Annotated in this window: 10 protein-coding genes; 4 read left to right on the top strand and 6 right to left on the bottom strand. The window is 64.7% G+C overall.

All coding sequences use genetic code 11. The features are described from left to right. A partial coding sequence (locus ACHWRX_RS05415) for a glutamate--tRNA ligase (protein ID WP_394658378.1) occupies positions 1–1,091 on the top strand: 1,091 nt, incomplete at its 5' end. A gap of 75 nt (positions 1,092–1,166) precedes the next feature. On the opposite strand, the gene ACHWRX_RS05410 is transcribed toward ACHWRX_RS05415, so the two are convergent. The 4 genes from ACHWRX_RS05410 to ACHWRX_RS05395 form a co-directional block, all read right to left on the bottom strand. After that, the gene (locus tag ACHWRX_RS05410) at positions 1,167–1,715 is read right to left on the bottom strand and encodes a pseudouridine synthase (RefSeq protein WP_183616160.1); all 549 of its coding nucleotides are present in this window, start codon (positions 1,713–1,715) and stop codon (positions 1,167–1,169) included. Positions 1,716–1,776: 61 nt separating this feature from the next. Then, positions 1,777–2,559, bottom strand: coding sequence for a 3-hydroxybutyrate dehydrogenase (locus tag ACHWRX_RS05405; RefSeq protein ID WP_394658377.1), 783 nt, complete (start codon positions 2,557–2,559; stop codon positions 1,777–1,779). Further along, positions 2,559–3,746 carry a patatin-like phospholipase family protein gene (locus ACHWRX_RS05400; protein WP_394658376.1) on the bottom strand — a complete coding sequence of 396 codons (1,188 nt, stop codon included), beginning with the start codon at positions 3,744–3,746 and terminating at the stop codon, positions 2,559–2,561. The genes ACHWRX_RS05405 and ACHWRX_RS05400 overlap by 1 nt, the downstream gene beginning before the upstream one ends. A 102-nt stretch (positions 3,747–3,848) precedes the next feature. Next, positions 3,849–6,599, bottom strand: a complete 2,751-nt coding sequence (locus ACHWRX_RS05395) for a [protein-PII] uridylyltransferase (RefSeq protein ID WP_394658375.1) — start codon at positions 6,597–6,599, stop codon at positions 3,849–3,851. A 163-nt stretch (positions 6,600–6,762) separates the two neighbouring features. Between ACHWRX_RS05395 and lgt the strand changes: the two genes are divergently transcribed. From lgt to ACHWRX_RS05380, 3 genes are read left to right on the top strand one after another with little or no spacing between them, the layout of a single operon-like run. Next, positions 6,763–7,644: a prolipoprotein diacylglyceryl transferase gene (lgt, locus tag ACHWRX_RS05390; RefSeq protein ID WP_394658374.1), complete on the top strand. Its 882-nt coding sequence runs from the start codon at positions 6,763–6,765 to the stop codon at positions 7,642–7,644. Next, the gene (locus tag ACHWRX_RS05385; RefSeq protein WP_394658373.1) at positions 7,641–8,699 is read left to right on the top strand and encodes a class I SAM-dependent methyltransferase; all 1,059 of its coding nucleotides are present in this window, start codon (positions 7,641–7,643) and stop codon (positions 8,697–8,699) included. Before lgt ends, ACHWRX_RS05385 begins: the two co-directional genes overlap by 4 nt. Continuing rightward, positions 8,699–9,217: a DUF2306 domain-containing protein gene (locus ACHWRX_RS05380; protein WP_394658372.1), complete on the top strand. Its 519-nt coding sequence runs from the start codon at positions 8,699–8,701 to the stop codon at positions 9,215–9,217. Before ACHWRX_RS05385 ends, ACHWRX_RS05380 begins: the two co-directional genes overlap by 1 nt. Before the next feature lie 39 nt (positions 9,218–9,256). Here ACHWRX_RS05380 and ACHWRX_RS05375 read toward each other — a convergent pair whose 3' ends face one another. Together ACHWRX_RS05375 and ACHWRX_RS05370 are read right to left on the bottom strand one after the other, a co-directional pair. Further along, positions 9,257–11,059, bottom strand: a complete 1,803-nt coding sequence (locus ACHWRX_RS05375) for a bifunctional metallophosphatase/5'-nucleotidase (RefSeq protein WP_394658371.1) — start codon at positions 11,057–11,059, stop codon at positions 9,257–9,259. Positions 11,060–11,180: 121 nt separating this feature from the next. After that, entirely contained in the window at positions 11,181–11,564 is a 384-nt protein-coding gene (locus ACHWRX_RS05370) for a metallopeptidase family protein (protein WP_288417636.1), read from the bottom strand. Position 11,565 lies beyond the last annotated feature (1 nt).

The raw sequence follows: 11,565 nt of genomic DNA, 5'->3' as shown, positions 1-11,565 counted from the left end.
ACGAAGAGGCTTTCGCGCGGTTGGCCGATGCGGGCCGGGTCTACCCATGCTGGGAAACGCCGCAAGAGCTGGACCTGAAGCGCAAGGTGCTGCTGGGTCGTGGCCTGCCCCCGGTCTACGATCGCGCTGCTCTCGATATCCCGGAGCTGGAGCGGATGCGCCGCATCGCCAGTGGTGACGCGCCGCACTGGCGGTTCCTGCTGGATCGCGAGACGCCGATCACTTGGGATGACGGCATTCGCGGCCCTCAGCGCTTCGATCCGGCGATGATGTCCGACCCGGTGGTGCGCCGTGCGGACAATTCCTGGCTCTACATGCTGCCCTCCGTGATCGACGATATCGCGATGGGCGTCACGGACGTGCTGCGCGGGGAGGATCACGTGTCAAACACCGCCACGCAAGTGCAGATGTTCCAGGCGCTGGGTGCGCCGCTGCCGCGCTTTGCGCATGAGGCGCTGCTGACCGGGGCGGAGGGCAAGCTTTCGAAGCGCCTGGGCTCGCTAGGCATCGCGCATTTCCGCGAGATCGGCATCGAGCCAGCCGCTTTGCGGGCGCTACTGGCACGGCTGGGTACAAGCGACCCGGTGGATGCGTCGCTGGATGCGGAGGGCTTGGCGGCAGCGTTCGACCTGGCGCATTTCGGACGCGCGCCCGCGCGGTTCGATGAAGCGGAACTCGAGCGGGTGAATGCCTCTGTCGTCCATGCGCTGCCATTCGATGCGGTGGCCGACCGCTTGCCTACCGGAATGGACGAAGCCGCCTGGGTTACGGTGCGGCCGAACCTGACACATGTGCATGAAGTGGCGGATTGGTGGCGCGTGGTCACAGGGCCGGTGGCACCGCCGCAAGTGTCGGAAGAGGATCGCGCCTACCTCACGCGCGCTGCCGAGCTATTGCCTGATACTTGGGGGGATGATCCCTGGCACGCGCTGACAAGAGCGCTCAAGGCGGAAACCGGGCGCAAGGGCAAAGCGCTGTTCCTGCCCTTGCGGCAAGCGCTGACGGGCCTGGATCATGGCCCGGACATGGCCGCCCTGCTGCCCCTGATCGGGCAGGAGCGAGCCGCAGAGCGTCTGCGCGCGGCGGGATGAGGTTTTACGGGGGACGGTGCTACGAAGTACGCCTACCCCGTTCATATCGCGGGTGGTGCAAAAACCGACATGCTCCTAGACAGCGATTTCCCGCCACTCTCCAGGCTGCAAGCCTCCCAGCGTCCAATCGCCAATCCGTGCCCTGACCAGGCGCAATGTCGGAAGGCCGACCGCCGCAGTCATTCTGCGTACCTGACGATTGCGGCCTTCGCGGATGGTGAGTTCGATCCAGCTATCCGGCACTGACTTGCGGAACCTGACGGGCGGATCGCGGGGCCACAAATGGGGTATGGGGATGAGCTCAGCCCCGGCCGGGCGGGTGAGGCCGTCGTTCAACCGCACCCCTCGGCGCAGGGCCTGCAGCGCATCTTGCGTTGGCTCGCCTTCCACTTGCACCCAATAGCTTTTAGGCAACTTAAACTTGGGATCGGCGATCCGGGCCTGCAGGCGCCCATCGTCCGTCAGCAGCAACAGCCCTTCGCTGTCCCGATCGAGCCGGCCGGCGGGATAGACGCCCGGCACCGTCACATAGTCTGACAGCGTCGCTCGTGCGGTTTCGGTCCCGCGGTCGGTGAACTGGCTGAGAACACCATAGGGTTTGTTGAACAGGATCAGGCGGGACATGCCGACCGCCCTAAGGCCTCCCGCCCGTTGCTGTCGAGCAGGAGGATTGGCGAAAGCGGTCCTACTCCATGAACCAGCCGTGGCTTGCCACAAGGGACTGGCCGTTCAGCGCATTGGTTTCGAAGCCTGCAAAAAACAGCGCGACTTCCGCGATATCGTCCACTGTGGTGAATTCGCCGTCGACCGTCTGGCCCAGCATCACGCGCTTGACCACTTCGTCCTCGGAGATGCCCAGCTCCTTCGCCTGCTCGGGGATCTGCTTGTCCACCAGTGGCGTGCGCACGAAGCCGGGGCAGATCACGTTGGCTCGCACGCCTTTCTTGCCGCCTTCCTTGGCGATCACGCGCGCAAGACCCAGCAGGCCGTGCTTGGCGGTGACATAGGCGCTTTTCAGCGGGCTCGCTTCCTTGGAGTGGACCGAACCCATCAGCAGCACCGTGCCCGCGCCCTTGGCATACATATGCGGCAGGCAGGCCTTAGAAGTGAGGAACGCACCGTCCAAGTGGATCGCCAGCATCTTCTTCCAGTCGGCATAAGCGAAATTCTCGACCGGGTTGACGATCTGGATGCCGGCGTTGCTGACCAGCACGTCCACGCCGCCCCAGGCCTCGACCACCTGCGCGACGCCCGCGTTCACCTGGTCTTCGCTCGTCACATCCATGGCGATGCCCAGCGCATCAACGCCGTACTTCGCCTTGATCTCATCCGCTGCCTTTTGCGAGGCTTCGGCGTTGAGGTCTGCGATCGCGACCTTGCCGCCTTCGGAAGCGAAGCGTTTGGCGATGGCGTTGCCTATGCCGCTGGCGGCACCTGTGACGATGCAGGCCTTGTCCTTCAGTTTCATCACGAATTCCTCACTGTTTCAGGCGCAGGTTTCTGATTGGTTCGTTGCGAAGCGGCATCGCGCGGGCGGTCAGTCGCAAGATCGAAGGTGGTGATGGCGTCTTCCGCCCGAGTGCGGCCGATCCAGTCCGGATGGGCAAGCGAATAGTGCGCGTCCTCGAACCCGTCGTTCCAGTGCTCGACCACCGTCTGGCGCGAAAACTCGTAGTCCTTCGACGCGCTTTCGTAGCTTGTGCAGCGGTTGATGAGGTGCATCACCGTCACGTTGCCCTCCCGCTCTTCCTTGAGCAGCGCCAGCAGGTCGGGGTCCTGGCGCAATTCCGAAGGCAATCGCTTGGCGAGGCGACGTGCGGCGGCACGCAGCGCTTCGACCTGTTTCGACTGATTGACGTTCAGCCGGGTGCGGCTGGAAAAGCGGATGTCCTTTTCCCGCTGCAGCACGTCCGCCATGGTGCGGGGCACGTGACCGCGAGAGCTGAACAGATCGACCTGAAACACCGTCATGTCGTCCTGCGCGCGATGATCGAGGACATATTGCAGCGGCGTGTTGGAAACCAGGCCGCCATCCCAAAACCATTCGTCGCCGATCTGCACGGGCGGAAAGCCGGGAGGCAGCGCACCTGAGGCCATGATATGTTCGGGGCCGATGGTCTGCTCGCGATTGTCGAAATACGCGAAGTTTCCGTTCATCACGTTGACCGCGCCCACGCTGAAGCGGATTGGGCCGTTGTTGAGCAGATCGAAGTCCACAAGGTCCAGCAGCGTCTGGCGCAGCGGCGTCGTGTCATAGAAGCTTAGCTGGCCGATCTCTGCCGGCCATTCGATCGGCAGGGGCGGGAAGCGCGGCGTGAAGAAGCCGGGCAAGCCGAATGTGGCGGCGTATCCGGCAGAGCCCTCGTTGAACATCCGCCGCGCGAAATTGAGCGGCTGGCTGAGCCGGTATCGCAATTCGCGAGAGATGCCGTACCAGAAATCGCGCAACCGCTGCAGGCGCTGGCCTGGCGGATTACCGGCAATGATCGCCGCATTGATCGCACCGATCGAGATTCCCGCCACCCAGTCCGGCTGAATGTCTTCGCCCAGCAGCGCTTGGTAAACGCCCGCCTGATAGGCTCCCAGCGCCCCGCCGCCCTGAAGCACGAGGGCGATGGAGGACGCCTGCCTGGCCGCTTCGATAGGTTTCGTCATGCCGAGCCACGCCTTGCGGATATTGCGGTGCAACACAGATGGCGGCGGATGGGCGGAGTGCAAGCAAAAATCTGCGCCACCCCCAATCCCGCTCCCTCGCAATCAGGCCGCTACCGCCGCGCTCGCCACCTCGCTCGCGGCCTCCAGAAGCTGGGTTTCCAGCGCCTTGATCCGGTTCGCCGCTTCCAGCTTTCCGCCCAGCAGGTCCGTGACATAGAACGTATCCGCCGCACGTTCGCCATAAGTGGCGATGTGAGCGGAGTGGACCATCAGCCGCGCGTCGAACAGGGTATAGGCCAAGCGGTTCAGCAGGGCAGGCCGATCGCGCGCGTTCACTTCGATCACGGTGAAGCGGTTTGACGCCTTGTTGTCTACCAGCACGCGCGGCCGCACGTCGAACGCATCGGCACGGGGCCGGGCATCAGGGCGGGCGTGCAGCTGGGGCAGCAGTTGCACGCGGTTCGCCAGCGCGTTCTCGATGGAGGTGCGCAGGCGTTCCAGCTGGGCTTCTTCGCGGAATGGGCGCTCCAACGGGTCCTGCACCAGGAAATTGTCGACCGCGCGGCCGGTGCGGGTGGTGTGGATGCGGGCGTCGATGATGTTGCCGCCCGCCAGGTGGATTCCCCCAGCGATGCGGTAGAACAAGCCGGGGTGATCGGCGGCGATCACGGTGACGAGCGTGGCTCCGCGCGCAGGGTAGAACTCGGTCTGGATCGAGAGCGGCTCCTCTCCAGAGGCGGCGAACTGCGCCAGGTTCTTGGCGATCACGTCGTCCGCCTCGGCGATCCAGTAGGCATCGCCGAATTGCTTGCCGATCTCCTCGATCAGCGGATTGCCCTGGCCCAGCAGCGTCTCCACCGCCGCCCGCTTGGCGACGATGCGTTTCTCGCGGCCGTATTGCGCGTGGCCCAGCCGCAGCCGGTCATCCGCTGCGCCGTAAAGCTCGCCGATCAGCTGGCGTTTCCAGCTGTTCCAGGTGCCGGGGCCGACCGCGCGGATATCTACCACGGTCAGCAGCGTCAGCTGGCGCAGGCGATCGATCGACTGCACCTGCGCCACGAAATCGCCGATGGTCTTGCCGTCAGACAAGTCACGCTTGAAGGCGGTGGCGCTCATGATCAGGTGCTGGCGCACCAGCCAGGCGACCAGCTCGGTCTCTTCCTCGTCCAGACCCAGCCGGGGGCACAGCCGCTCCGCGATTTCCGCGCCCAGGACCGAGTGATCGCCGCCGCGCCCCTTGGCGATATCGTGCAGCATCACCGCGACGTAAAGCACCCGGCGAGAGCGGACCTTGGTGATGATATCGTGCGCCAGCGGGTGATCGTCGCGCAATTCGCCCCGCTCGATCTTGGCGAGCAGGCCGATGGCGCGGATCGTGTGTTCGTCCACCGTGTAGTGGTGGTACATATCGAACTGCATCTGCGCGTTGACGCGGCCGAACTCAGTGACGAAGCGCCCGAACACGCCCGCCTCGTTGAAGGCGCGCAGGGCTTTTTCCGGATCGCGGCGGCTGGTCAACAATTCCAGGAACAAAGCATTGGCGCGTGGATCATCGCGCAGATCGTCACGGATCAGCCCGGCGTCGTGGCTGATCTGGCGCAGTGTTTCGGGATGGATTTCCAGCCCTTCGCGGTCCGCGATGACGAAGATATCCAGCAGCCGCAGCGGGTCTTCGGCAAACCATTTGTCGGACGGGGCGCGCAGCCTTCCGCCAAAGACCTGATAGCCTTTCAGCATGCGCGGGCGGGCGCGGAAATTGGCCAGCAGCCCGCGCACCGGGCGCTGGGCGAACTGCTCGTCCAGCTGCGCCAGGAACACGCCGGTCAAATTGCCCACCACTTTGGCCTGCAGGAAGAAATACTGCATGAACCGCTCGACCGCGCTTTTGCCGGGGCGATCGGAATAGTTCATCCGCGCCGCAACTTCGCGCTGCAGATCGAACGTCAGCCGGTCTTCCGTGCGCCGCGTGATCGCGTGGAGATGGCACCGCACCGCCCAGAAGAAGGTCTCGGCCCGGCGGAACGCGCGATATTCGCGCTGGGTCAGCAGGCCTACGTCGACCAGTTCCGCAGTGGAGCGGACCTTGTGGATGTACTTGCCGATCCAATAGAGCGTGTGCAGATCGCGCAGGCCGCCCTTGCCCTCCTTCACGTTGGGCTCCACCACATAGCGGCTATCGCCCATGCGCTTGTGCCGCGCCTCGCGCTCGGCCAGCTTTTCGACCACGAACTGACGCTCGGTTCCGCTGACCACGTCCTTCCAGAACCGCTGGCCGGCTTCTTCGAACAGGTCCTGATCACCCCAGACGTAACGGGCTTCCAGCATGGCGGTGCGGATCGTCAGGTCCGACTTGCACATCCGCACCATCTCGTCGACCGAGCGGCTCGATTGCCCGATCTTGAGGCCAAGATCCCACAGGAAATACAGCATCGCCTCGATCACCTGCTCGCACCAGGCGGTGGCGCGGATCGGTGTGAGAAAGGCGATGTCCACGTCCGAATGCGGGGCCATCTCGCCGCGACCATAACCACCGACCGCCGCGATCGTCAGCCGCTCACCCTTTGAGCGATTGCTCGCCGGATAGACGTGAGTGACGACGTGATCGTGGACGATGCGCAGGATCTGATCGATGAGGAAGGCCTGCGCCTCGGCCACTTCATGTCCGGCGCTGGATTTCACCACCAAGCGGCGGGCGATTTCCTCGCGCCCTTGGGCCAGCGCTTCCTGCAGCAGCGGCAGGATTTCCTTGCGCGCCATTTTCGGCCCATGCTCCTCCACCAGCGCAGCGATCTGCGTGGTGAGGCCCCGGCGGTCGATCACCGCGCGCGGCGATGGAATGCGGATGACATGCATACCACCGTATCTAGAGACTGGCGGGGCGCAGGGAAAGGTGGAAGGGCACGTGAATGGTCTGGCGGAGGCCGGACTTTTGGGCCCTGCCTTTCCACAGGCCGCCTTCCTTCCGTCAAAGCACTATGCCAGAAGGCCGGCCGAGCATTATCGAGAGGCCGACCGCTTGCTGATCCTTTCCGCCGCCGCCATCGCTTCCGAGCCGATCTACTGGGTCGATCTGGGGCTGAAGAACGGCATCAACCTCGGCTTCTTCACGCTGCGCTATTACTCGCTGGCCTACCTGGCGGGCATAGTGCTGGGTTACTGGCACCTGACGCGCATGATCAAGGCGCCCGGCGCACCGATGGCGCAGCGCCATGCGGACGACCTGTTCTTCTATTGCACGATCGGCATCATCCTGGGCGGACGGCTGGGATACGCCACATTCTATACCGGCGGCAGCACCGGCATTCCCAGCTTGTGGCTCCATCCCAAGGAGCTTTTCGCGCTATGGCATGGCGGGATGAGCTTCCACGGCGGCCTGATCGGCACCACCGTGGCGATGGCCTGGGTGGCCTGGCGCGGCGGCCTGAGCTTTATCCGGGTGACGGACTATGTCTCGGTTTGCGTTCCGTTCGGCATGATGTTCGGTCGGCTGGCGAATTTCGTAAACGGAGAGTTGTGGGGCCGCATCGCCGGTCCCGACGTGCGCTGGGCGATGGTGTTTCCCGATGGCGGTCCGCTGCCGCGCCACCCCAGCCAGTTGTATGAGGCGGCGCTGGAAGGCGCGCTGATGATCGTGATCATGCTGCTGGTCTTCTGGAGAACCCGCGCCCGCTATCGTCCGGGCCTGCTGACGGGCATCTTTGTCACCGGCATCGCCATCGCCCGCTTCTGCGTCGAATTTTTTCGTGAGCCGGATCAGCAATTGCAGAGCTTCGCGATGCGCACCGGCCTTTCCATGGGCCAGTGGCTGACAATCCCGATGATGGCGCTGGGCCTGATCCTGATCGCCCGCGCGCTCGCCAGGCGGCCGCTCGCCAGCGGACGGCCGCTCCCGGCGTGAGCGGCGAAGAGGAGCGCGAACCGCTCTCGGCGATCTTCAAGCGATTGATCGCCAACACCGGGCCGATCAGCGTCCAGTATTTCATGGGCGAGTCCAACGCCCGCTATTACGCCGCGCGCGATCCGCTGGGCGATGCGGGCGACTTCGTCACCGCGCCAGAAATCAGCCAGATGTTCGGCGAGCTGGTGGGCCTGTGGCTGGCAGATATGTGGCTACGCGCCGGTAGCCCCCAGCCAGTGCATTACATCGAGCTGGGGCCGGGCCGGGGAACTCTAGCGCGCGATGCCTTGCGCGCCGCCAAGCGTTTCGGCCTGGAACCCACGGTGCATTTCGTGGAAGGATCACCAGAGCTGAAATCCCTGCAACTGGCGGCGGTGCCGGATGCGCGGTGGCATGACGATGTCTCCACTATTCCCATCATCGGACCGATCCTGCTGGTGGCGAACGAGTTTCTCGACGCGCTGCCCATTCGGCAACTGGTGAAGACCGCCCAGGGCTGGCGCGAGCGGATGGTGGCGGTGCAGGACGATGCGTTCGTGGGCATTGCCGGTGATCGGCCGATGGACGCGGCGATCCCGGCGGACTTGCGCGATGCGGAGCCCGGAACGCTGATCGAGACATGCCCGGCCGCAGCGGCGGTAGTCTATGAAGTGGCGGGACGTTTGGCGATGCAAGGCGGCGCGGCGCTGTTCATCGATTACGGGTCCGACATTCCTCGCACCGGCTCTACCTTGCAGGCGATGCGCGCGCACCGGAAGGTAGAGGCGCTGGCCCATCCCGGAGAGGCCGACATCACCGCCCATGTCGATTTCGCCACGCTCGCCAATGTCGCGCAATCGCGCGATTGTCGATGGCTGGGCACGGTGGGGCAAGGCCATTGGCTTGACGCGCTAGGTATCGATGCCCGGGCGGCCAGTCTGGCCCAGGCGTCGCCCCAGCAAGCCGATGCGATCGCCGTTGCCAAAGACCGGCTGACAGGCACGGATCAGATGGGCGACTTGTTCAAGGTGATGGGTCTGGCCGCGCCCGGCTGGCCTGAAGGAGCCGGTTTCTGATGGCGCTGATCGCCCGTCCCAAGTCAGTGCGGCATGAGGTGGTGCCGCTCAATCCTGAACGCGCAGACAAGGTGCTGGGCGTGCTTTCGCTGGTGCTGCTGGTGTTCGTTCTGGCGGCGCTGGGGCGCGGCTTCGGCCACTGGGCGCAACTGCCGTGGACCTTGTGGCTGCACCTTGCCACCATGATCCTGACACTGGTGTTGACCCCGGCGATCCTATGGAAGCGGCGCGGCACACGGCGGCATCGTCAGCTGGGCTACATCTGGGTATCCGCGTTGACGATCACCGCCTTGGTCAGCTTCACCTTGCGCTTCACCACGCCGGGGCATTTCAGCCCGATCCACGCGCTATCGGTGCTGGTGCTGGTCATGCTGCCGCTGCTGGTGTTGAGCGCCCGGCAGCACAACCACGATCGCCATCGCCGCATCGTGCGCGGGCTGGTGATCGGGGCGTTGCTGACGGCGGGGTTCTTTACCTTCCCATTCCACCGCCTGCTCGGCGGCTGGCTGTTTGGCTAATCTGCACCCCCGCTCGAAGCGCCGGACGGCCGACTGGGATTAACGGGTCACGTCGACCGCGCGCTTGTCATCGGGCACTTGCCGCACGGGCACCGCGCTCAGCCAGGCCTCCATGGCATCGATGTCTATTCCGCTGCGGACCTTGTCGGTGGCTTTTGTGAACGTCGAATAGAAGTCCCCGCCTTCCGACAGGAAGCTGTTGGTCGCAACGCGATACTTGGCCAAGGGGCTCAGCGGCTTACCATCCAGCATCAGCGAGATCACACGCTGGCCGGACGGGCGGCGCATGTCGTAGCTATAGCGCAGGTTCGCGCTGGGGGAGATCGCCTGCTTCACGTCCTTGTCGTCCAGCCCTTCCTCGATCATCGCGCGTATCTGCGCTCCGGTCATCGTCTGAACCACAAGGTCGTTGTTGAATGGCTGCACTGCGTAGAGTTGGCCGAACGTCACGGTGCCATCCGCCGCCGGGGTCAGGCCGGTGCGCACGCCGAAGGGATTGGTGAACGCCATCTGCGCGCCCAGTTTGCGGGTGGCGGCAAGCTGGCTATCGGCGATGAGATAGCCCAGCGGGCCGCCCTTCCAGCCGTCCGCGCTCTCGCTCTTGAGCGCCGGGCCGGACAAGTGGCCGATGACCCGCGCGGTCTCCTTCGCCACATCGTCGACATAGCGCTTCACGAAGGCCTGTACCTCGGGCTTGGGCGCAAAGCGCGGGGCCAGATCGGTGTTATCCACCCACCCGGTGGACGACTGATACGGCTCTGACTGCACCACCACATTGCGCGCGCGCTTGGCGGTGAGGCCGTGAGTGGCGGGATCGAAAGTCAGGGTGATATCCGTCACCATCTCGCCATAGACCCCGGCGCTGGTCAGCAGGACCGGCTTGGCGGGATCGCCCGCTGCGCGCTCGCAGACGTAATCCCAGTGCGTGTGGCCGGATACCACGACATCGACGCCCGGCTTCAGGCGATCGAGGATCGGGTTGATATCGCCCGTAAAGTCCTTGCACCCGTTCACGTCACCAAAGTCGCTGGTCTTGCCGCCCTGGTGGATCAGCACCACCACCGCGTTCGCACCTTGCGCGCGCAATTGCGGCACCAGCGTATTGATCGTGTCCGCTTCGTCCGCGAAGCGCAGACCCTTCAGCATGTCTGGCGAGACGAGGGCGGGCACGGTGCGCAGCGACAGGCCGATGAAGCCCACCGTGATCTTGCCTGCGGGGGTGTCGAACGTCTTGAGGCCGGTGCCGGGAAACAGCGTAGAGCCATCGTCCTTGATGGTACTGGCGGACAAGTACTTGTAGCTCGCACCCGGAAACGGTTCGAGGCGGCAAGGCTGGCGGCGGGTGTTCTTGCCGCAACCGCCGTTTTGCAGGCGCAACAATTCGGCGGACCCGCGATCGAATTCGTGATTGCCCACCGCGTTGAACTCCAGGCCAATACGGTTCATCACGCCCACCGCCGGCTCGTCGAGATAGAGCGAGGATGCCAACTGCGAGGCGCTGGTCAAGTCTCCAGCGGCCACCACCACGCTGTTCGAATGCCGCGCCTTGATCGTATCCACTGCCGAGGCCAGCCAGGAGGCACCGCCGGCCGGCACGCGAAACTTCGTGCCGTCAGCAGCGGTCATGTTTACCGACTGCTTGGGCGGCTCCAATGCGCCGTGGAAGTCGTTGAGGGCGATGATGCCGATCTCGACAGGCGCGGCGCTTGCAGTGCGCGACGGCGCTGACTGCGTTTGCGGCGTGGCGCAGGCGGCCAGCAGTGAGGCGAGGAGGAGAGGGGCGGCGAACTTGGCGTGGGGAATCATGGCGTTGCCATATCGGACAAGGATGTGACGCGCCAATGGCGTTCCTGCGTGGCAGGGCAATAGCGGCGGGCGGACTGCCGAGTAACGGGCTTGCCAGTGGGCTTCGCGCCCTTTCGGATGAGGTCGAGACGCGGCATTCACACCGCGAAGGGCCGCGCTAGGCCCCCGCCTCCAGCGCATGCATTTGCTCATCGGACAGGCCGAAATGATGCCCCACTTCATGCACCACCACGTGTGAGACCAGATCATCCAGCGCCACGCCGGTCTCGCACCATTCGGCCAGCAAAGGCTGGCGGAACAGGGTGATCACCGGAGGCATCTCGCCCGAATTCCAGATCGATTCCTTGTCCATCGAGCGACCATGATAGACCCCGGAAAGCTCCCACGGATCGTCCAGGCCGACAGCCGCCAGCGTCTCGGCATCGGCGAATTCCGCCACCGTCACACGAATGCCCGCCAGATGCCCGGCGAACGGTTCGGGGATACGTGAGAAAGCGGCCAGGGCCAGCGCCTCGAACGCGGCGGCGTCGGGCGCTTTCACG

The sequence above is a fragment of the uncultured Novosphingobium sp. genome, assembly GCF_964277725.1.
GTDB lineage: Bacteria > Pseudomonadota > Alphaproteobacteria > Sphingomonadales > Sphingomonadaceae > Novosphingobium > Novosphingobium fluoreni.
The sequence above is the reverse complement of the archived record's forward strand: the minus strand, read 5'-3'. Positions and strand labels throughout refer to the sequence as shown.

Bases quoted from the DNA above. Each gene is read 5' to 3' on its own strand.
- ACHWRX_RS05410 (WP_183616160.1), bottom strand. From the start codon at position 1,715: ATGTCCCGCCTGATCCTGTTCAACAAACCCTATGGTGTTCTCAGCCAG.
- ACHWRX_RS05405 (WP_394658377.1), bottom strand. From the start codon at position 2,559: ATGAAACTGAAGGACAAGGCCTGCATCGTCACAGGTGCCGCCAGCGGC.
- ACHWRX_RS05400 (WP_394658376.1), bottom strand. From the start codon at position 3,746: ATGACGAAACCTATCGAAGCGGCCAGGCAGGCGTCCTCCATCGCCCTC.
- ACHWRX_RS05395 (WP_394658375.1), bottom strand. From the start codon at position 6,599: ATGCATGTCATCCGCATTCCATCGCCGCGCGCGGTGATCGACCGCCGG.
- ACHWRX_RS05380 (WP_394658372.1), top strand. From the start codon at position 8,699: ATGGCGCTGATCGCCCGTCCCAAGTCAGTGCGGCATGAGGTGGTGCCG.